The following is a 19,439-nucleotide window of genomic DNA, read 5'->3' as shown; positions in this document are numbered from 1 at the left end:
CGGGCAGCCTTTCGCCCGGCCCCGACCCGGGACCGGGCGGCTCACGCCGTCCCAGCCGATTCGCCGGCGCCGGACGGGCGCCTTACATGGGCGGCGTCAGCCCGTCCTTTCCGACGGCGACGCGCCGCGCCGTGATGCGGCCGTCGTCCCCGCGCGCGGCGATCACGAAGACCTTGGCGCCGGGCGCTACGGCCGCGGCGCTGGCGGGCTCGAAGCTGACGACCGGCGCCTGTGGCGGTACCAGGATCTGCAGCGACTGGCCCTGACCGTAATCGACCGTGAGGGTCCGCTCCGCCCCGCCGCGGCTCGCCTTGACCGTCCCGTTGGTCATCGCGCTCTTCACACGGGGCGCGTCGGGAGCGGTCGAGCGCACGTCCGCCTTCACGGTTCCGTTGGTCATGGCGCTCCGCACCGGCGCCCCGCCCGCGGTGTGGTCGGGGATCATGTCCCAGTCGTAGTGTCCCTCGCCGGTGCCGCGCATCGCCTCGGGGAACAGCACCACCTCCAGGGCCACCGGCGGCTCGCCCTTCGTGGCCGTGCCGATGAAGACCCCGTCCCTGATCGCGTCGAGACTCGACGGGACCACCCAGGAAACCTTGGCGTCGGGGGCGAGCGCCACGGTCTCCGACGCGCCGTCCCGTGTCTTCAGCGTGAAGCCGCCGCCCGCGACCGCCTCGACGGTCCCGCGCAGGCGCTCGACCTTCGGCGCCGCCTGCGCACCGGTGGTGACGGCCAGCAGCCCCATCAGGGCGAGCGTCGTGAGTTTTGCCATGGGGGTTCTCTTCCTGGTGCCGGGATTGTCGCGACCGGCTGGACGTGGGGCGGGATGATGGGATGTCAGCCCACGAGGGCCTGTGACATCGCATCCGGGTTCGCGCCCGTGCCCGGCCCGGTTACGCGTCCCCGGCCTGTCCCAGACAGATCAGGAACGGCGCGGCCGCCGCCTCCGCGGCCGCCTCCACGGCCCGGTAGCGCCGCACCACGTCGGCGCCGAAGGCCGAGAGGCGCGCGCCCCCGCCGGCCCGGCCACCGGTCTGCGCCTCGACCACGGGGCGACCGAAGCCGGTGTTCATCGCCTCGACCAGCAGCCAGGCCCGGCGGTACGACATGCCCAGCGCGCGGCCAGCGCCCGCGATGGAACCGTGCTCGGCGATCATCTCCAGGAGCCGCACCTTGCCGGGGCCGAGGCGGTGCCCCGGCCCGAGATCGATGCGGATGCTCAGCCGGGGCGCCGCGCCCGCGGCCCGGGCGGGGCTCCGGAGCGGGTCGGGTACGGCGCTCAGGCGGGGAGCGCCAGCAGCGCGAGACCGGCCGCGGCGAGGCCGGCACCGAGGGCCGGGGCGGCCCGCGTCGCTCCGATCCGCGACGCCGCGGCGCCGAGTCCGATCCCCGCGGCGTGCAGGAGCGCCGTGGCCGCGAGGAACCCGAGGCCGAAGGACAGGCCGGAGGCGGTCTCGGGCATCTCGGCACCGTGGGCGTAGCCGTGGAACACCGCGAAGACGCCGACCAGGGCAGCCAGCAGGGCCACCGGCGCGCGCAGGCCGACGATGGCGGCGAGGCCGAACACGACGATGGACAGCGCGATCCCGAGCTCGACATGCGGCAGCACCGCGCCGGCCATGCCCAACCCCGCCCCCACGCTCATCAACCCCAGGAACGACAGGGGCAGCGCCCAGAGCGCCCGTCCGCCGCGCAGGCTGGCGAGGAGGCCGACCGCGACCATCGCGAGAACATGATCGGCGCCCAGGAGCGGATGGAGGAACCCCGCCTCCGCGCCCGTCGCGGTGCCGTGCCCCGGATGGGCGAAGGCCGCCTGGGGCAGCAGGGCGAGTGCGGCCGGCAGGAGCGCCAGGGATGTGGCGGAACGGGCGGAGAGCGGTCGCTTCATCGGTGATCCTTCGCTGGACCCGCGAAGTTGTAGCGCCCTTCCGCCGCCTCTGCGAGGGGCGGGTGGCCGATGATCGCCGCTCCGCGGCGGCGCCCGGATCCGCGGGCGGCCCTCAGAGCGACATCGCTTCGTGGACCGCGGACGGCGCGAACGGCTCCGAGAAGGCGGCCCCGACACCGTGGGTGAAGTGGCGCATCACGGTGGCGGTCTTTCGCCCGACGCGGATCATCGCCCCGATCTCCAGCGCGTGGTCGACGAGCAGGGCGACGCCGGAGGCCGAAACGTTGAGGACGTGTCCCTGGAGGGCCTCGCCCGATGCAGTGGTGATCTGGACGATCTTCTGCTTCGGCACGATCCGACGGTGCGCGCGGATCGGTTCGGGTTGCAGGTCCTGGGCCTTTGCCAGCGTCACGAACTGACGGGCAACGTCAGTGAGAGTCGCGCGCCCACCGCGGACACAGACAACGAACTCCTGACCGGCGACGCGGGCGATGCGGGCCTCGAGCGTGCCGATATGGCGGATGCTGCAGGTGAGATGCTCACCCGGCACCAGGAGCGACGAGGAGCGGAACCGGATGCCCTCGGTCGAGACGTCGGCGGTCACGGCGTAGAAATCGCGACGCCGCTGGTTCCAGCACAACGCGGGCAACATGACGATGTGCCGCCGGACCATCACACCCGCATCATCATAAAGAATACATCGGCGACCTTCTGGGGCCGAAGTTTCTTCTGGCCTGTTCAAGCAATGCGTAAAATTGGACTTATCCCGATCTAAGTCGCACCGCAGATCCGGCGCTCACGGAACTGGTCGAAGGCCGATCTCGACCTTGGCGCTGTCGCGCCGTCATCGAACGCCGCCGGCCGGCTCGAAACGGCGGCCTCAGAGGCTCGCGGCGCGGATTGAATAAAAGATGCATCCTGATTGTATGGCATGGATGCTGCCTGGGATTGTGCATGCCAAACGGCCGCGCAACACTGCCGGCCGCCTCCGGAACGGACCGGCCGGTCCGCTCCGCTTCTCCCGCCTCCACCCGGATCGGTCTCATGTTGCGTTACGCCGCCTGTCTCCTCGCCGGGCTCGCCCTCACCGGGCCCGCCGCCGCGCAGACCCTGCGCTACGGCATGATGGAGGATCCGGACGCCCTCGACCCGACGCTCGCCCGGACCTTCGCGAGCCGGATGGTGTTCGCCGCGCTGTGCGACAAGCTCGTGGATATCGGCCCGGACCTGAAACCGGTGCCGCAGCTCGCCACCTCCTGGGAGCTGTCGCCCGACGAGAAGGCGCTGACCATGCACCTGCGTCCGGGCGTGCTGTTCCACGACGGCGAGAAGCTCGACGCCGCCGCCGCCAAGTTCTCGATCGAGCGGCACATGAATATGCCGGGCTCGCAGCGCCGCTCGGAGATCGCGCCGATCGACTCCGTGGACGTGGTCGACGACCTGACCTTCCGCATCAACCTGAAGCAGCCGTTCGCGCCGCTGCTGGCGCAGTTCACCGACCGGGCCGGCATGATGGTCTCGCCCAAGGCCGCCGAGCGGCTCGGCGACAAATTCGCCTCCGCGCCGGTCTGCGCCGGTCCGTACAAGTTCGTCGAGCGGGTGCCGCAGGACCGGATCGTGGTCGAGCGCTTCCCCGACTACTGGAACAAGGACGCGATCCACATCCAGCGGATCGAGTACCGGCCGATCCCTGACGCCACCGTGCGGCTCACCAACCTCCGCGCGGGTCAGCTCGACCTCTTGGAGCGCCTCGCCCCCACCGACGTGGCACAGGTGAAGCGTGACGCCAAGCTGAAGCTCGACTCAACCTACGAGCTCGGCTTCCAGGAGATCCTGTTCAACCCCCACAAGTCCGGTTCGCCGGTCTCCGACCCGAAGGTGCGCGCCGCGTTCGAGGCGGCCATCGACCGCAACGCCATCAATCAGGTGGTCTACAACGGCGAGTTCCTGGCCGGGAACCAGTGGGTCAACCCGAAGAACCCGAACTACGTCGCCGAGTACCCGATCCCGAAGCGGGACGTCGCCAAGGCCAAGGCGCTGCTGGCCGAGGCCGGGAAGCCGAACCCGCAGATCACGCTGACCGTCTACGCCAACAGCGAGTCGCCGCAGGTCGGCCAGGTGATCCAGGCGATGACCAAGGAGGCCGGCTTCGACGTGAAGATCCAGGCCGTGGACTTCACGACCGCGCTCGATGCCGCCGACAAGGGCAACTACGAGGCGCAGCTCTATTCCTGGAGCGGCCGCTCGGACCCGGACGGCAACACGTTCAGCTTCCTGGCCTGCAAGGCGGCGCTGAACTATCCCAAGTACTGCAGCCCGGAAGCCGACGCGGCCCTCCAGGCGGAGCGCGGGACGGTGGATCCGGCCAAGCGCAAGGCTGCCTGGAAGGCCCTGGCCGATCAGGTCCTGAAGGACCGGCCGGGCATCTACATCCTGCACCGCAAGCTGCTCTGGGCCTACAGCCAGAAGATCACGGGTTTCGTGCCCTACCCGGACGGGCTCGTGCGCTTCACCGGGCTGAAGCTGAACTGATGCTGCGGTTTCTGGCACGGCGCCTTGCCCTGGCGGTCCCGACCCTGATCCTCGCCTCGATGATCATCTTCGCCCTGCAGCAATTGCTGCCGGGCGACGTCGCCACGGCGCTCACCGGCGAGGAGCGCGATCCGCAGGTGATCGCGTTCATCCGGGAAAAATACCACCTCGATGAGCCCCTGCCGGTGCGCTACGCCTACTGGGCCGGCGGCGTGCTGCGGGGGGATCTCGGCGAGTCGATCCGGCTGCAGAAGCCGGTCTCCGAGTTGATCGTCGAGAAGCTGCCGGTGACGCTCGAACTCGCCTGCCTCGCCATGCTGGTGGCGCTGGCCATCGGCGTGCCGATGGGCGTGCTCTCGGCGGTCAAGCGCGGGCAGGCCGCCGACACGATCGCCAACGGCGTGGCCCTCTGGGGCCTGTCGGTGCCGAATTTCTGGCTCGGGATCCTGCTGATCCTGCTGTTCTCGGTGGAGCTCGGCTGGCTGCCGGCCTCGGGCTACGTCTCGCCCTTCGAGAGCCTGTCGGAGAACCTCGCCGCCATGGCGATGCCGGCTTTCGTGCTCGGCAACGCCATCGCGGCGGTGATGATGCGCCACACCCGCGCGGCGATGCTCGGCGTGCTCGGCTCCGACTACGTCCGCACCGCGCGCGCCAAGGGCGTCTCGCCGCTGCGGGTCACCCTGCGGCACGCCCTGCCCAACGCCGCGATCCCGATCATCACCCTGGGGGCGCTGGAATTCGGCCAGCTCCTGTCGGGGGCCGTGCTCACCGAGCAGGTCTTCTCCGTGCCGGGCTTCGGCAAGCTGATGGTCGATGCGGTGTTCAACCGGGACTTCGCCACCGTGCAGGGCGTCGTGATCTGCACCGCCGCCACCTACATCGCCCTGAACCTCGCCGCCGACCTGCTCGCGGCGGCCGTGAACCCGAAGCTGAGGCGGGCATGAGCACCGGCAGCGAGATCGCCCGCGCCGAGGCGATCGGCCTGGAGGCCGCCCCGTCCGGCACCCCCGCCCACGCCATCCTGCGAGAGCCCGGCACCCTCGCGGCCTTCTGGCGACGCCTGCGCGCGCGCCGGAGCGCGGTCGTGGGCCTCGTCATCGTCGGCCTGCTGGTGCTGATGGCGGTGTTCGCGCCCTGGATCGCTCCCTACGACCCGACAGCCACCGACTGGGGCAACGTCCGCGGGCCCCCGAGCCTCGCGCACCCGTTCGGCGGCGACGAGGTCGGGCGCGACGTGCTCTCGCGGATCATCTTCGGCACCCGGGCCTCGCTCGGCGCCGGCCTCGTCTCGGTGGCGCTGGCGGTGTCCCTCGGCCTGCCCCTGGGATTGCTCGCCGGCTACGCGGGTGGCTGGATCGACGGCGCGATCTCCCGGCTCACCGACGCGCTGCTGGCGATCCCGTTCCTGATCCTGGCGATCGCGCTCGCCGCCTTCCTGGGCCCGAGCCTCGTCAACGCGATGATCGCGATCGGCCTCTCGGCGACCTCGACCTTCATCCGGCTGACCCGGGCGCAGGTGCGCGCCGTGGCGGCGGAGGAGTTCGTCGAGGCCGCGCGCGCCATGGGCAACCCACCCTGGCGGATCGCCCGGGTCCACATCCTGCCCAACATCGTCCCGGCGATCCTCGTGCAGGCGACGCTGACCATCGCGGCCGCGATCATCGCGGAGGCGAGCCTGTCGTTCCTCGGCCTCGGTCAGCAGCCGCCCGAGCCGTCCTGGGGGGCGATGCTCAACACCGCCAAGAACTTCATGGACGAGGCGCCCTGGATGGCGATCTGGCCCGGCCTGTCGATCTTCCTCGCGGTGCTCGCCTTCAACCTGTTCGGCGACGGCCTGCGGGACGCCCTCGATCCGAGGCAGCGCACATGACGGCCGCGATGACGAAGCCCCTCCTCGACGTCCGCGACCTCGCGGTCGCCTTCGACACCGACGGCGGCGCGGTCCACGCGGTCAACGGCGTGTCCTACACACTGCACGAGGGCGAGACGCTGGGGATCGTCGGCGAGTCCGGCTCCGGCAAGAGCGTGCACGTGCTGGCCATGCTGGGCCTGATCCCGCGCCCGCCCGGCCGCATCACCGGCGGGCAGGTGCTGTTCGAGGGGCGCGACCTCCTCGCCCTGAAGGAGCGGGACCTGCGCAAGATCCGCGGCGGCGCGATCGGCTTCGTGTTCCAGGACCCGATGAGCTCGCTCAATCCCGGCATGACCGTGGCGGCGCAGATCGTCGAGCCGCTGCGCATCCATCTCTGCCTCGACGCCCGCGCGGCCCGCGCCCGGGCCCGGGAGCTGCTCGACCTCGTGCGCATCCCGAACGCGGCCGCGCGCCTCGACCAGTACCCGCACGAGTTCTCCGGCGGCCAGCGCCAGCGCGTGATGATCGCGATCGGCCTGAGCTGCCGGCCGAAGCTTCTGATCGCCGACGAGGCGACCACGGCGCTCGACGTCACCGTCCAGGCCGAGATCGTCGCCCTGGTGCAGGAGCTGAAGCGCGAGCTCGGCATGGCGATCATCTGGATCACCCACGACCTCGGCGTGGTGGCCGGCATCAGCGACACCGTGCAGGTGATGTATGCCGGCCGGATCCTGGAGCGCGGCCCGGTCGACGACATCTTCGCCGATCCCCGCAACGCCTACACGCTCGGCCTGCTGCGGTCCCTGCCGGATCTCTCCGGCGGCCGCGCCGGGCGGCGGCGCCTTCACCAGATCGAGGGCGCGCCGCCGGACATGCGCCATCTCCCGCCGGGCGACCCGTTCGCGCCGCGCAACGCCTTCGCGACGCCGCGCTGCCGGGCCGAGATGCCGCCCCTGGCGCAGGCGCCCGGCGCCGCTCCGGGCCACCTCGTCGCCGCCTGGTACGATTTGCCGAAGCTCCTGGGTGAGGAGGCCGCGCGATGAACGCGTCGCAGCAGCCGGTCGTCTCGGTGCGCGACCTGTCCAAGCATTATCCCCTCCGCTCCTGGTGGGGCGGCAAGGGCGCGGTGTTCCGCGCCGTCGAGGGCGTGAGCTTCGACATCCGCCCCGGCGAGACCCTGGGCCTCGTGGGCGAGTCCGGCTCCGGCAAATCGACCATCGGCCGGGCCGTGACCATGCTCAACCCGCCGACCTCGGGCACGATCGCCTTCGAGGGCACCGACCTCGCCAAGCTCTCGGCGGGCGCCATGCGCAAGATGCGCGCGCGGATCCAGACCGTGTTCCAGGATCCCTACGCGGCCCTCAACCCGCGGATGAGCGCCGGCGAGTATGTCGCGGAGGCGTTCAAGCTGCATCGGCGGGACATGCGCGGCCCGGAGCGGCGGGGGGCGGTCGCGGCCCTGTTCCAGCGGGTCGGGCTCGATCCGCGGTTCATGGGGCGCTACCCGCACCAGTTCTCGGGCGGCCAGCGCCAGCGCATCTGCATCGCCCGGGCGATCGCCCTGAAGCCCAGCTTCATCGTCGCCGACGAGCCGATCGCGGCGCTCGACGTCTCGATCCAGGCGCAGGTGGTGAACCTGCTGCAGGACCTGCAGGACGAGATGGGCCTGTCCTACCTGTTCATCTCGCACGACCTGCGGATGGTGCGCTACCTCTGCCACCGGGTCGCGGTGCTCTGGCGCGGGCGGATCGTCGAGCTCGCCGAGGCCGACGCGCTCTACGAGGATCCGCGCCACCCCTACACGCGCCGCCTGCTCGCCGCGGTGCCGGTGCCGCACCCGGCCGAGGAGCGCGCCCGCCTCGCCGCGCGCGACCTCGCCAGCCACGACCAGCCGCCCGACGGGCCGCTCACCGAGGTGGCGCCTGGGCACTGGGTGGCGCTGCCGAGAGGGCAGCACGCGTGATCGTCCAGGCGATCCTCGATCGGAACAACCGGTCAGCCCGGCCTCCGCCGTCATCACGAGCGCAGCGAAGTGACCCAGGGCAGCGCGAGGTTGCTCAGCGTTGCGCCGACTGGATTGCTTCGCTGCGCTCGCAGAGACGAGGCGGCGAAGCCATCCGTCATGGACGAGGCCGCGCCGTCATCTCCGTCACCGCCTCATCCCGAGGTGGCGATATGCATCAAGCGGTGATTCTTTAAGTCGCCCAGCAGAGCAGGACATCCCGTGAGAGACTTCTCCGCCCCCGGCCGCTCCCCGGTCTACGCCGCCAACGCCGCGGTCGCGACCTCGCACCCGCTCTCGACGCTCGCCGCCATCGAGGTTCTGCGCTCCGGCGGCAACGCCATCGATGCCGGCATCGCGGCGGTCGCCGTGCAGTGCGTAGTCGATCCGCTCATGACCGGCATCGGCGGCGACTGCTTCGCCCTCTACGCCCCCGCGGGCGCCACGAAGCCCATCGCCCTCGACGGTTCGGGCCGGGCGCCCGCCGCCGCCATGCCCGACTGGTACGCCGAGCACGGCGTCACCATCACGCCGACCTCGCCACACGCCGTGACGGTGCCCGGCGCGGTCGCGGCCTGGGATCTACTCGTGCGCGAGCACGGCACCCGGTCCCTCGGCGAGCTGCTCCAGCCGGCGATCCGCTACGCGGAGGACGGGTTCGTCGTGCAGCAGCGGGTCGGCTGGGACTGGCTGCGCGGCGCCGAGCGCGTCGCCACGGATCCGTACGCCGCCGAGACCTACCTGCCCGGCGGCGAGGTGCCGGCGATCGGCAGCGTCGTCCGCCTGCCGAAGCTGGCGGCGACGCTCCGGACGATCGCCGAGGCAGGCGCGCGCGCCTTCTACACGGGGCCCGTCGCCGAGGACATGGTGAGCCGGCTGAACGCCCTCGGCGGCCTGCACACGCTGGACGACTTCGCCGCCGCGCGGCCCGACGTGGTCGCACCGGTCTCGACCCGCTACCGCGGCTACGACGTCTACGAGTGCCCGCCCGCCGGCCAGGGTCTGGCGGCGCTGATGATGCTGAACGTGCTGTCGCACTACGACGTCGGCGCGCTCTCCGACCTCGACCGGCTCCACCTCTTCGCCGAGGTCTGCAAGCAGGGCTACCATCACCGCGACGTGCTGTTCGGCGACGCGGCCCTCGCCAACGTGCCGGTCGAGCACCTGCTCTCCGACGCCTGGAAGGCCGCCGCCCACGGCGCGATCGACATGGGCCGGGCCCGCGAGCCGGAGATCTATCCCGAGATCGCCCGCGAGATGGCCGAGGGCCGCGCCCATAAGGACACGGTCTACCTCTGCGTGGTCGACCGGGACGGCAACGCGCTGTCGCTGATCAACTCGATCTTCCAGGGCTTCGGCTCCGGCATCCTGGCGCCCGAGAGCGGCGTGCTGCTGCACAATCGCGGCCTGTCGTTCCGCACCGAGGGCGGCCACCCGAACAGCGTCGGGCCGGGCAAGCGGCCGATGCACACGATCATCCCCGGCATGCTGATGAAGGACGGGCAGGCGGTCGCGCCGTTCGGCGTCATGGGCGGCCATTACCAAGCCATGGGCCATGTCGAGCTGCTGTCGGGCCTGCTCGACCGGGGCCTCGACGTGCAGGAGGCCCTCGATGCCCCGCGCAGCTTCGCCTACGGCGGCAGCCTGGAGGTCGAGGGCGGGATCTCCGACGCCGTGATGACGGGGCTGGTCGAGCGCGGCCACCCGGCGATCCGCGCGCCGCTGCCGCTCGGCGGGGGGCAGGTCATCTGGATCGACCGCAAGGCCGGCACGCTGGCGGCCGGATCCGACCCGCGCAAGGACGGGGCGGCGCTGGGGTATTGAGAGGCGTGGGAGGATGGGCGCCCCGGCGCTCATCCTTTGGCCTCAACGGCGCTCTCTGTCAGCACCGCCGTCATTGCGAGCGGAGCGAAGCGATCCAGGGTCGCGCCACGCTGATCGATCGCGCGCCGCCCTGGGTCACTTCGCTGCGCTCGTGATGACGGGGAGGCAGCTCACGCCGCCTCAGTCGATATCCTCGACCGCCTCAACGCCGCCGTAGACCCGCTGCGCGAGCGAGGCCTCCATGAACGGGTCGAGGTCGCCGTCGAGCACCTCGTCCGGATCGGTGGACTGGGTGCCGGTGCGCAGGTCCTTCACCAGCTGATACGGCTGCAGCACGTAGGACCGGATCTGGTGGCCCCAGCCGATATCCGTCTTGGCGGCGGCCTCGGCGTTGGCCTTCTCCTCGCGCTTCTTCAGCTCCAGCTCGTACAGGCGGGCGCGCAGCATGTTCCAGGCGGTTGCCCGGTTCTTGTGCTGCGAGCGCTCCTGCTGGCACGCGACCACGATCCCGGTGGGGTTGTGGGTGATGCGCACCGCCGAGTCGGTGGTGTTGACGTGCTGGCCGCCGGCGCCGGACGACCGGTAGGTGTCGATCCGGCAGTCGGATTCCTTGATCTCGATCTCGATCCGGTCGTCGATCACCGGGTAGACCCAGACGCTGGCGAAGCTGGTGTGCCGCCGGGCGCTGGAATCGTAGGGCGAGATCCGGACCAGACGGTGCACGCCGGACTCGGTCTTGAGCCAGCCGTAGGCGTTGTGGCCCTTGATCAGGAGCGTGGCGCCCTTGATCCCGGCCTCCTCGCCGTCGGTCATCTCGACGACCTCGACCTTGTACTTCCGGCGCTCGGCCCAGCGGGCATACATGCGCTGGAGCATGTTGGCCCAGTCCTGGCTCTCGGTGCCGCCGGCCCCGGCATGGACCTCGAGATAGGTGTCGAAGCCGTCGGCCTCGCCCGACAGAAGCGTCTCGACCTGCCGGCTCGCGGCCTCCTTCTCGACGGCCAGGATCGCCGCCTCGCCCTCGCGGATCGAGGATTCGTCACCCTCCATCTCGCCGAGCTCGATCAGCGTGGCGCCGTCCTCAAGGTCGCGCTCGAGCTTCTTGATCGCCGTGACGGCCTCGTCGAGCTGCTGGCGCTCGCGCATGACCTTCTGGGCGGCCTCGGCGTCGTTCCAGAGGTCGGGGTCCTCGGAAGCCGCGTTCAGCTCCGCGAGGCGTTTATCGACTGTATCCCAGTCAAAGATGCCTCCTCAGCAGCCCTATAGACTGCTTGGCGGCATCCGAGGCTTGCTCGATCTCGGCGCGCATCTGGCTTTTCGGGAATGGGGTGTGGGGAGAGAATGGAAGCTCGTCGGGTCGGGGTGATACCCCCCGGGACCCGGCCTGTAAACGCTTCCCCGCCACGTCGCCCGCCACGTCGCCCGTTGCCCGTGCGGCGCCCGACCGCAGGGATGGCGGCGAGCCGGCGAGCCTCGGGCGCGTTGTCGGGGACGAGCGACACGGCCCGGGAGGCAGGCGGATGGCGGACGATCACGCGGCGACGTGGAAGGACTTCAACGAGGCCGTCAACATGACGCCGGCGGCGCTGAAGAAGCACCTCGACAGCGCGGCGAGCCGGGAGGTCGGCCAGAAGAAGGACGGCGGCGAGTCGACCGGGCACGAGATGGGCCGGCGGATCCTGGCGATCAAGGACACCAAGAAGGCCGACCTGACGGACGACGACTACGCCGCCATGCGCAAGGTCGTGGGCTACGTCCACCGCCATCTCAAGCAGGGCGGCGAGGCCCGGAAGGACCCCGACTCCCCGTGGCGGATGTCGCTGATGAACTGGGGCCACGATCCGCAGAAGGATTGAGGCCCCGGAACGCCCGGCGGCTCAGTAGCGCGGCGGCACGATGTAGGACGGAGCGATCACGTACTCCCGCGGCCGCTTGCGCGCGCCGAACCGCCCCTCGGTGATCTGGTCGTTGTAGTAGTCGAACCCGGTGTAGCCGAAGCCGCCGCCGTTCATCACCTCGGCCACCGGCACGGCGGGCTGGGCGAGATCGGGCCGGCCCGGCGGCACCACCACCTGGCAGCAGCCCTCGGTCTGCAGGACCGTCGGGCCGTTCGGGGCGGTGAACACGAAGGCTCGGGGCTGGTAGGGCGCCGGCGGGTATGCGGCGTCGGAGGCCGAGGCGCCCTGCCCCGCCAGGAGGGCGAGCAATCCGGCGGCGATCAGGGTCTTGGTGCTCACGCGATGCTCCGTCAGGGGGCCGGGCGGGCCGGCATCTGGCCTACAGTCTAGCTGATCGCGGGCGGCTTGTCCGGCCCGTCCGAATCGACCGGTTACCGAAATTCCGGGCGGGTTCAGCCCCGCGCGCGCAGCACGACCTGCGGGCTCGCCGGGACGGGGCGGCAATCGGTCGTGAAGGCGTTGACCGGTAACGGCTTCGAGTCGCACGCGTACACGTCCGCCGGCCCTGGCGCAGGGATCGGGTCCCGGGCGATGATCGGGTTCGGCGCGCAGGCCGAGGCCGCGGCGGCGAGCAGCAGGGCGGCGATGAGGTTCAGGCGGCGCATGCGAGACTCGGGACGCGGGAAGACCCCCGCACCTGACCCTGGCCATCGCGCCCCGCGCTGACAAGCGCCGGCGCGGGGCGCCGACACCTTTGACGGCGTCTGTCGCCCCGCGGCAACAATTTGCGCGGGCCGGTCTAGCCGGTCCGGGCCATCGGCAGGACGTTGTGCAGCGTCTTGTCGGTGCCGTCGAAGAACCGGCGGATATTGCGCGCCGCCTGCCGGATGCGCTGCTCGTTCTCCACGAGCGCGATGCGGACGTACTCGTCACCGAACTCGCCGAAGCCGATGCCGGGCGCGACCGCCACGTCGGACTTCTCCAGGAGCAGCTTGGAGAATTCGAGGCTGCCCAGTTCCCGGTACCGCTCGGGGATCGGCACCCAGGCGAACATCGACGAAGCGGGCGACGGGATGGTCCAGCCGGCCTTGCCGAAGGACTCCACCAGCGCGTCGCGACGCTTCCTGTAGATGCTGCGCATCTCGTGGATGCAATCGTCCGGGCCGTTGAGGGCGGCCGTCGCGGCGACCTGGATCGGCGTGAAGGCGCCGTAATCGAGGTAGGATTTCACCCGGGTGAGCGCCGCGAGCAGGCGCTCGTTGCCCACCGCGAAGCCCATCCGCCAGCCGGCCATCGAGTAGGTCTTCGACAGCGAGGTGAACTCCACCGTGCAGTCGATGGCGCCGGGCACCTGCAGCACCGAGGGCGGCGGGTTGTTGTCGAAATAGACTTCCGCGTAGGCGAGGTCCGACAGCAGGATCAGCTCGTGCTGCTTCGCGAAGGCCACGAGGTCGCGGTAGAAGTCGAGGCTCGCCACGTAGGCGGTCGGGTTCGACGGGTAGCAGACGACCAGCGCCACCGGCTTCGGGATCGAGTGGCGCATGGCCCGCTCCAGGGCGGGGAACATCGCCGGCGTCGGCTCGGCCGGCACGGAGCGGATGACGCCACCGGCCATCAGGAAGCCGAAGGCGTGGATCGGGTAGCTCGGGTTCGGCACCAGCACGACGTCGCCCGGCGCGGTGATCGCTTGGGCCATGTTGGCGAACCCTTCCTTGGACCCGAGTGTCGCCACCACCTGGGTGTCGGGGTTCAGGGTCACGCCGAAGCGCCGCTGGTAATAGCCCGCCTGCGCCTTGCGCAGGCCGGCGATGCCCTTGGAGGCCGAGTAGCGATCCGTGCGCGGCCGCCCGGCCGTCTCGCACAGCTTGGCGATGACGTGCTTCGGCGCGTCCAGATCCGGGTTGCCCATGCCGAGATCGATGATGTCGGCGCCCTGCGCGCGGGCGGCAGCCTTGATCCGGTTGACCTGCTCGAAGACGTAAGGCGGCAGTCGCTTGATGCGGTGGAAGTCGGTCATGGGCGTGTCCATCGGCGCGTCCCGGATCCGGCGTCTCTCGTCTGGGCCGGTCGGGCGAACCACGTGCTCTAGCAGAGTTGCGGGCCGCCGCCGACCCTGAAAAAGGGCCGCTACTGCGACGCCGCCGAAGCCGGCTTGACGGTGGCGGCCGCGCCCCGCCCGGCGCTCTCGGCGGCCCGCCCCCGGGCCTCGTTGCGGCCGCGGGCACCCTCCAGCTCCGCCTCCAGGGCCTTCTGGCCCGTGACCGACTTGGCCCGGACCGGCCGCTTCGGCGCGTCGACGCCCACCGGCATGAAGTCGGGCTGCGCCTTGCTGCGGGTGTCCGTGACGAAATCCGGGGCCGCGACGACCCGCGGCCCGTAGCCTGCATCGGAGGCCAGCGAGCGGACGACGTCGCCCGAGCAGGCCCCGAGCGCGCCGACCAGCACGCCCAGGCCGGCCGCGCGCGTCAGGCGGCGCAGCGGACCGGCGCGATGCGGGCGGATAGCGGGGTTCAAAATGGCACGATCCATCGTCACATGCGTATGAAAAGATCGGCCGGATGTTTCGGCGACGTCCTGAGCCGGGCTGGCGAAAACTCTGGCTCGCTCCTTATTTTGTCGGAAACGAGGCCCGCGCCATCGGGTCAACAGATGAAGCACAGGGAGGCACGTTTGACGAGCCCGCAGGCGCCGGATCGGACCGCCCCTCCGAAGTCGGTCTCGAACGGCGCGATGCCGGACGGCACGGTCGCCCCGATGCCGGATTTCGAGGCGATTTCCCGCAATGCCGGTCAGTTCGTCGAGGCGATGGGGCGCAACGTCGCCCGCCTCCTCGGGCCCGAGGGCCAGGCGGCCGCACCCGGCAGCGAGATGAACGAGGCGGCCAAGGTGCTCGGTCAGGTGGCCGAGACCTGGCTCGCCGATCCGAACCGCAGCGCCGAGGCTCAGGCGCGCCTGTCGCAGGCGTTCCTGTCGCTCTGGGGCTCGACCTACCTGCGCCTGCAGGGCCAGCCCGCCGATCCGGTGGCGCTGCCCGAGCCCCGGGACGCGCGCTTCGCCCACGCCGAGTGGACGACCAACCCGTATTTCGACTTCCTCAAGCAGGCCTACCTGCTCGCCACCCGCTGGGCGGAGAGCCTCGTCGATGAGGCCGAGGGGCTCGACGCGCACACGCGTCACAAGGCACAGTTCTACCTGCGCCAAGTGACCAGCATGCTGTCGCCCTCGAACTTCCTGCCGACCAACCCGGAGCTGATCCGCCACACCCTGCAGGAGAGTGGCGCCAACCTCGTCCGCGGCCTCAAGATGTACGAGGAGGATCTGCAGGCCGGCGGCGGGCAGCTGCGGGTGCGCCAGACCGATCCGAGCGGGTTCGAGGTCGGCCGCAACATGGCGGTCACCCCCGGCGAGGTGGTGTTCCGCAACGACCTGATCGAGCTGATCCAGTACGCGCCGACCACCGAGACCGTGCTGCGGCGCCCGTTCCTGATGGTCCCGCCCTGGATCAACAAGTTCTACATCCTCGACCTCAACCCCCAGAAGAGCTTCTTCAAGTGGATGGTCGATCAGGGGCTGACGGTCTTCTGCATCTCCTGGGTGAACCCGGATACGCGCCACGCCGACAAGGACTTCGAGTCCTACATGCGCGAGGGGATCGAGGCGGCCATCGACGCGATCGGCGTCGCCACCGGCGAGAACGAGGTCACGGCCGCGGGCTACTGCGTCGGCGGCACGCTGCTCGCCGTGACGCTCGCCATGCAGGCCGCGACCGGCAACCGCCGGATCAAGAGCGCGACGCTGCTCACCACGCAGGTCGACTTCACCCATGCGGGCGACCTGAAGGTCTTCGCCGACGAGGAGCAGATCCGCCAGGTCGAGGCGCGCATGGCCGAGCAGGGCTATCTCGAGGGCGCCCGGATGGCGAACGCCTTCAACATGCTCCGGCCGAACGACCTGATCTGGCCCTATGTCGTGAACAACTACATCAAGGGCAAGGCGCCCTCGGCCTTCGACCTGCTGTACTGGAATTCCGACGCCACCCGGATGCCGGCGGCCAATCATTCCTTCTACCTGCGCAACTGCTACCTCGACAACACGCTGGCGCAGGGCCGGATGGTGCTGGGCAACGTCCGCCTCGACCTCAGGAAGGTGCAGGTTCCGATCTTCAACCTCGCCACCCGCGAGGACCACATCGCGCCGGCGCTGTCGGTCTTCGAGGGCTCCAAGGTGTTCGGCGGCAAGGTCGATTTCGTGCTCGCGGGCTCGGGCCACATCGCCGGCGTGATCAACCCGCCGTCCAAGCCGAAATACGGCTACTGGACCGGCGGCCCCGTGAAGGGGACGCTGGAAGAGTGGATCAGGGCCGCGGTCGAGACCAAGGGCTCGTGGTGGCCCTACTGGTTCCAGTGGATCGAGGCGCAGGCGCCGGAGCGGGTGCCTGCCCGTCAGCCGGGCGGCGACGCGCTCCAGTCCCTGGGCCCGGCGCCCGGCACCTACGTGCGGATGCGCGCCTGAGGCGCGCGACGCGCTCGGATCGATGGGTGATGGGCCGCGACGATCACGGCGCCGCCCCGTCATCACGAGCGGAGCGACGTGACCCAGGGCGGTTCGACATCTGTCAGCGTGGCGCCGTCCCGGATTGCTTCGCTGCGCTCGCAAAGACGGCGGCAGCGAAGCAACCAAACAGAGCGGGCCGTCAGTACTTCCGCACGAGCGGGGCCGGGGCGGGGGCCGGGGCCGGCGGGGCGCCGAACACGTAGCGGAAGCCGACCGAGACGATGTCGGCGCTGGAATCCACCACGCCCGCGAAGGCGATATTGCTGATGTTGTAGTCGCGTCCGACGCCCGCGAGGATCCGCGACCGGTCCAGGAAGAAGTGCGAGTAGGCGAGGTTCAGCGTCAGCTGCTGGCTCCAGCGGTAGCTCGCGCCGACCGAGACGTTGTACCGGTCGCCGTCCGGCAGGCGCACCGATCGGTTCCGGAAGTCGATGGGCGAGGTCTCGTAGGCGAAGCCGGTCCGCAGCGTCAGGTTCGGCGAGGCGTCGTACTCGGCGCCGATCGCGTAGGTGAACCCGTCCTTGTAGTTCAGCGGCAGGTTGTTCACCGGCAGCCCGATCGTCTTCGACACGATGCCGATCGTGCCGAGCCTCGACCAGTTATCCCACTCGAAGCCGAGATTCACCCGCGCCACCGGCGAGACCGCCTGGGTCAGGCCGACGCTCAGCTTGTCGGGGGTGTTCAGCCGCGCGCGGACCTGACCGGCGAGCGGCGCCAGGGCGACGAGCGGCACGCCGATCGAGCCGTCGATGTCGTGGTGCACCGAGGAGCGGTACCCGATGCCCAGCACGGTCCCGTCGCGGGGCGTCAGCGTGGCGCCGGCGGTGAAGCCCGCCCCCCAGGATTCACCCTTGAGGAAGGAGCTCGGATACGCGGTCGGCAGGATGCCGGGGATCGGCAGCGCCTGCCGCAGCGTCAGGCGGAAATACTCGATGTTCGGGCCGGCCGCGATCGAGAGCCACTCGTTGACCTTGAAGCCGATGACCGGATTGATCGCCAGCGAGAAGATCCGCGACGAGCGTCCGTAGACCTCGCCGGCCCACACGTCCCGCGGCTTGGTCACGAGGCCGAACGGGGCTCCGGTGGAGAGGCCGAGCCAGAGGCGGTCGTTGAGCTGGTAGGAGGTGGCGCCCGCCGGCACGACCGCGCCCTGACCGATCTCGCCGGAGCCGCCCAGCCGCGCGAAGCCCGGATTTGTGCCGGCCTCCGGGCGGATCGTGGAGGACAGACCGATATAGGTGAAGTTCTGCTCCGCGACGAAGCCCGGGTTCATCGTGATCGTCGCGGGATTCCAGAAGATCGACGAGACGCCGCCCGATCCCGAGGCCGCGCCCGCGAAGGCCAGCCCCTGGGCCTCGGTGCTCTGCTCCCGGATCCCGAACGCTCCCGCCTGCACCTGCCCGGCGCCGAGGATCACCGCCGTCGCCGCCAGCATCGCAGCGCGAACCGTCCCGCCCATCTCTTCCCCCAAGCCTTCTCGTTCTGCTGGGCGCCGTCGATTATTCGAGACCCGTTATGCGGCGACCTTTCGTGCATGGTGCCGGTTTAAGGGGCAGAACCGCAATGACCCCGATCATTTTCGGTGCCGAATGGAATAGCAGTAGAGCAGCAGAGGTAAACGGTGCCTTCACGCGCGAAAGCGCGTGGTCAGCGGAGCTTTTCAGTTTTGATCTGAACTGTTCTTCCGAGACGGCGACAGGAACAATAAATCCATACGTCGCTGACCCTGCACTTTTCCGCCGTCCTGTGGCCCGGCTGCGACACCCGACGGGCGGACGCGTAGCCCCGTCCGGCCTTGCACCCGGGTCGAGGCCCGGCCATGGTCCCGGCGTCCGGCGCAGACCGGTTCAGGGAAGGATGAGGAGTGCGGCCATGAAGCTCTTCCGGCACGGCCCGAGCGGCGACGAGAAGCCCGGCCTCGTGGATGCCAGCGGGGGGCTGCGCGACCTGTCGGGCATCGTGCGCGACATCGCCGGGCCGGCCCTCGCGCCCGACTCGCTGGCGCGGCTGCGCGCCCTGGATCCCGAGACCCTGCCGAAGCTGTCCCCGGACGTGCGGCTCGGCCCCTGCGTCGGCGGCACCCGGAACGTCGTCGCCATCGGCCTGAACTTCGCCGACCACGCCGCCGAGACCGGCTCGCCGATCCCCGCGGAGCCGATCATCTTCAACAAGGCCCCGTCCAGCCTGTGCGGGCCGAACGACACGGTCATCATTCCCAAGGGGTCGCACAGCACCGACTGGGAGGTGGAGCTCGCCGTGGTGATCGGGCGGCGCGCCAGCTACGTCCACGCCAACGAGGCGCTGAGCTACGTTGCGGGCGCCTGCATCTGCAACGACGTCTCCGAGCGCGAGTGGCAGATGAACCGCGGTCCGACCTGGACCAAGGGCAAGAGCGCGCCGACCTTCGGCCCCCTCGGGCCCTGGCTGGTGACCCTCGACGAGATTCCGGACCTGAAGAACCTCGCCATGAGCCTCGACGTGAACGGCGAGCGCCGTCAGACCGGCTCGACCGCAACGATGATCTTCGACGTTCCCCAACTCGTCGCCTACGCGTCGCACTTCATGCTGCTGGAGCCGGGCGACGTGATCACCACCGGCACGCCGCCGGGCGTCGGCCTCGGCATGAAGCCGCCGCGCTACCTCAAGGCCGGGGACGAGATGGTCCTGCGCATCGACCGGCTCGGCGAGCAGCGGCAGAAGGTCATCGCCTTCGACGACTGGACCGCCAAGGTCTCGGCCGGCGAGCCGACGCACTGACAGACGGGCTGACAGACGGGCTGCCGCCCGCGTCCGGGCGGCGGCCCCGCGTCCAGGCAACGTCATCGATATTGGCGAGCGCCCGGCACCCGCGACCGACGGGATTTATATACTCTCGATTGAATTATGGAT

The 19,439-nt window shown here is 70.4% G+C and carries 19 protein-coding genes; 9 read left to right on the top strand and 10 right to left on the bottom strand.

Annotated elements, in window-relative coordinates:
- Positions 1–82: 82 nt before the first annotated feature.
- The 4 genes from ACQKQD_RS01450 to ACQKQD_RS01435 form a co-directional block, all read right to left on the bottom strand.
- Positions 83–772, bottom strand: coding sequence for a hypothetical protein (locus ACQKQD_RS01450; protein ID WP_056531477.1), 690 nt, complete (start codon positions 770–772; stop codon positions 83–85).
- Positions 773–893: 121 nt separating this feature from the next.
- Positions 894–1,217, bottom strand: coding sequence for a winged helix-turn-helix domain-containing protein (locus ACQKQD_RS01445; RefSeq protein ID WP_210186914.1), 324 nt, complete (start codon positions 1,215–1,217; stop codon positions 894–896).
- A 62-nt stretch (positions 1,218–1,279) separates the two neighbouring features.
- On the bottom strand, positions 1,280–1,888 hold the full coding sequence (locus ACQKQD_RS01440) for a HupE/UreJ family protein (RefSeq protein ID WP_100250572.1): 609 nt from the start codon (positions 1,886–1,888) through the stop codon (positions 1,280–1,282).
- Between the two features lie 112 nt (positions 1,889–2,000).
- On the bottom strand, positions 2,001–2,540 hold the full coding sequence (locus ACQKQD_RS01435) for a pilus assembly protein PilZ (RefSeq protein WP_244526736.1): 540 nt from the start codon (positions 2,538–2,540) through the stop codon (positions 2,001–2,003).
- A 392-nt stretch (positions 2,541–2,932) separates the two neighbouring features.
- On the opposite strand from ACQKQD_RS01435, the gene ACQKQD_RS01430 reads away from it, so the two are divergent.
- The 6 genes from ACQKQD_RS01430 to ggt all read left to right on the top strand — a co-directional run bounded on the left by ACQKQD_RS01430 (position 2,933) and on the right by ggt (position 10,098).
- Positions 2,933–4,420, top strand: coding sequence for an ABC transporter substrate-binding protein (locus ACQKQD_RS01430; protein ID WP_100250571.1), 1,488 nt, complete (start codon positions 2,933–2,935; stop codon positions 4,418–4,420).
- Positions 4,420–5,364: an ABC transporter permease gene (locus ACQKQD_RS01425; RefSeq protein ID WP_091676321.1), complete on the top strand. Its 945-nt coding sequence runs from the start codon at positions 4,420–4,422 to the stop codon at positions 5,362–5,364. The genes ACQKQD_RS01430 and ACQKQD_RS01425 overlap by 1 nt, the downstream gene beginning before the upstream one ends.
- Entirely contained in the window at positions 5,361–6,290 is a 930-nt protein-coding gene (locus ACQKQD_RS01420; RefSeq protein ID WP_427507290.1) for an ABC transporter permease, read from the top strand. The genes ACQKQD_RS01425 and ACQKQD_RS01420 overlap by 4 nt, the downstream gene beginning before the upstream one ends.
- Positions 6,287–7,315 (top strand): ABC transporter ATP-binding protein, encoded by a 1,029-nt coding sequence (locus ACQKQD_RS01415; RefSeq protein WP_427507289.1) that lies wholly within the window; start codon positions 6,287–6,289, stop codon positions 7,313–7,315. Before ACQKQD_RS01420 ends, ACQKQD_RS01415 begins: the two co-directional genes overlap by 4 nt.
- On the top strand, positions 7,312–8,235 hold the full coding sequence (locus ACQKQD_RS01410) for an ABC transporter ATP-binding protein (protein WP_427507288.1): 924 nt from the start codon (positions 7,312–7,314) through the stop codon (positions 8,233–8,235). The genes ACQKQD_RS01415 and ACQKQD_RS01410 overlap by 4 nt, the downstream gene beginning before the upstream one ends.
- A 261-nt stretch (positions 8,236–8,496) precedes the next feature.
- Positions 8,497–10,098, top strand: coding sequence for a gamma-glutamyltransferase (ggt, locus tag ACQKQD_RS01405; protein ID WP_427507287.1), 1,602 nt, complete (start codon positions 8,497–8,499; stop codon positions 10,096–10,098).
- A gap of 180 nt (positions 10,099–10,278) precedes the next feature.
- Here the strand turns inward: ggt and prfB are convergent.
- A protein-coding gene (gene prfB, locus ACQKQD_RS01400; protein WP_100250568.1) for a peptide chain release factor 2 occupies positions 10,279–11,407 on the bottom strand; the annotation gives its coding sequence in 2 pieces (ribosomal slippage) (positions 10,279–11,337 and positions 11,339–11,407; 1,128 coding nt in all).
- A gap of 211 nt (positions 11,408–11,618) precedes the next feature.
- On the opposite strand from prfB, the gene ACQKQD_RS01395 reads away from it, so the two are divergent.
- Positions 11,619–11,954 carry a DUF3140 domain-containing protein gene (locus tag ACQKQD_RS01395; RefSeq protein WP_100250567.1) on the top strand — a complete coding sequence of 112 codons (336 nt, stop codon included), beginning with the start codon at positions 11,619–11,621 and terminating at the stop codon, positions 11,952–11,954.
- Positions 11,955–11,975: 21 nt separating this feature from the next.
- On the opposite strand, the gene ACQKQD_RS01390 is transcribed toward ACQKQD_RS01395, so the two are convergent.
- The 4 genes from ACQKQD_RS01390 to ACQKQD_RS01375 form a co-directional block, all read right to left on the bottom strand.
- Positions 11,976–12,335 (bottom strand): hypothetical protein, encoded by a 360-nt coding sequence (locus ACQKQD_RS01390; RefSeq protein ID WP_020090817.1) that lies wholly within the window; start codon positions 12,333–12,335, stop codon positions 11,976–11,978.
- A 113-nt stretch (positions 12,336–12,448) separates the two neighbouring features.
- The gene (locus ACQKQD_RS01385) at positions 12,449–12,661 is read right to left on the bottom strand and encodes a hypothetical protein (RefSeq protein WP_020090818.1); all 213 of its coding nucleotides are present in this window, start codon (positions 12,659–12,661) and stop codon (positions 12,449–12,451) included.
- Between the two features lie 134 nt (positions 12,662–12,795).
- The gene (locus ACQKQD_RS01380) at positions 12,796–14,013 is read right to left on the bottom strand and encodes an LL-diaminopimelate aminotransferase (protein WP_026604561.1); all 1,218 of its coding nucleotides are present in this window, start codon (positions 14,011–14,013) and stop codon (positions 12,796–12,798) included.
- A 110-nt stretch (positions 14,014–14,123) separates the two neighbouring features.
- Entirely contained in the window at positions 14,124–14,510 is a 387-nt protein-coding gene (locus ACQKQD_RS01375; protein ID WP_427507286.1) for a hypothetical protein, read from the bottom strand.
- A gap of 216 nt (positions 14,511–14,726) precedes the next feature.
- Here ACQKQD_RS01375 and ACQKQD_RS01370 point away from each other — a divergent pair, with 216 nt between their 5' ends.
- On the top strand, positions 14,727–16,508 hold the full coding sequence (locus tag ACQKQD_RS01370) for a PHA/PHB synthase family protein (RefSeq protein WP_427507463.1): 1,782 nt from the start codon (positions 14,727–14,729) through the stop codon (positions 16,506–16,508).
- Positions 16,509–16,689: 181 nt separating this feature from the next.
- Here the strand turns inward: ACQKQD_RS01370 and ACQKQD_RS01365 are convergent, their stop codons facing one another.
- Complete coding sequence (locus ACQKQD_RS01365) at positions 16,690–18,009, bottom strand: OmpP1/FadL family transporter (protein ID WP_427507285.1); 1,320 nt, start codon at positions 18,007–18,009, stop codon at positions 16,690–16,692.
- Between the two features lie 413 nt (positions 18,010–18,422).
- Here ACQKQD_RS01365 and ACQKQD_RS01360 point away from each other — a divergent pair, with 413 nt between their 5' ends.
- A complete protein-coding gene (locus ACQKQD_RS01360; protein ID WP_132368103.1) occupies positions 18,423–19,307 on the top strand; it encodes a fumarylacetoacetate hydrolase family protein in 885 nt (294 codons plus the stop codon).
- Positions 19,308–19,439 lie beyond the last annotated feature (132 nt).

The organism is Methylobacterium sp. NPDC080182, from assembly GCF_050281105.1.
GTDB lineage: Bacteria > Pseudomonadota > Alphaproteobacteria > Rhizobiales > Beijerinckiaceae > Methylobacterium.
Note: the sequence above shows the minus strand (reverse complement) of the source record. Positions and strands in the feature narration are given on the sequence as shown.

What these genes read in the sequence shown, in the direction of transcription:
- ACQKQD_RS01450 (WP_056531477.1), bottom strand. Translation starts at nt 772, where the DNA reads ATGGCAAAACTCACGACGCTCGCCCTGATGGGGCTGCTGGCCGTCACC.
- ACQKQD_RS01440 (WP_100250572.1), bottom strand. Translation starts at nt 1,888, where the DNA reads ATGAAGCGACCGCTCTCCGCCCGTTCCGCCACATCCCTGGCGCTCCTG.
- ACQKQD_RS01435 (WP_244526736.1), bottom strand. Translation starts at nt 2,540, where the DNA reads ATGTTGCCCGCGTTGTGCTGGAACCAGCGGCGTCGCGATTTCTACGCC.
- ACQKQD_RS01430 (WP_100250571.1), top strand. Translation starts at nt 2,933, where the DNA reads ATGTTGCGTTACGCCGCCTGTCTCCTCGCCGGGCTCGCCCTCACCGGG.
- ACQKQD_RS01425 (WP_091676321.1), top strand. Translation starts at nt 4,420, where the DNA reads ATGCTGCGGTTTCTGGCACGGCGCCTTGCCCTGGCGGTCCCGACCCTG.
- ACQKQD_RS01420 (WP_427507290.1), top strand. Translation starts at nt 5,361, where the DNA reads ATGAGCACCGGCAGCGAGATCGCCCGCGCCGAGGCGATCGGCCTGGAG.
- ACQKQD_RS01415 (WP_427507289.1), top strand. Translation starts at nt 6,287, where the DNA reads ATGACGGCCGCGATGACGAAGCCCCTCCTCGACGTCCGCGACCTCGCG.
- ACQKQD_RS01410 (WP_427507288.1), top strand. Translation starts at nt 7,312, where the DNA reads ATGAACGCGTCGCAGCAGCCGGTCGTCTCGGTGCGCGACCTGTCCAAG.
- ACQKQD_RS01395 (WP_100250567.1), top strand. Translation starts at nt 11,619, where the DNA reads ATGGCGGACGATCACGCGGCGACGTGGAAGGACTTCAACGAGGCCGTC.
- ACQKQD_RS01385 (WP_020090818.1), bottom strand. Translation starts at nt 12,661, where the DNA reads ATGCGCCGCCTGAACCTCATCGCCGCCCTGCTGCTCGCCGCCGCGGCC.
- ACQKQD_RS01380 (WP_026604561.1), bottom strand. Translation starts at nt 14,013, where the DNA reads ATGACCGACTTCCACCGCATCAAGCGACTGCCGCCTTACGTCTTCGAG.
- ACQKQD_RS01370 (WP_427507463.1), top strand. Translation starts at nt 14,727, where the DNA reads ATGCCGGACGGCACGGTCGCCCCGATGCCGGATTTCGAGGCGATTTCC.
- ACQKQD_RS01365 (WP_427507285.1), bottom strand. Translation starts at nt 18,009, where the DNA reads ATGGGCGGGACGGTTCGCGCTGCGATGCTGGCGGCGACGGCGGTGATC.
- ACQKQD_RS01360 (WP_132368103.1), top strand. Translation starts at nt 18,423, where the DNA reads ATGAAGCTCTTCCGGCACGGCCCGAGCGGCGACGAGAAGCCCGGCCTC.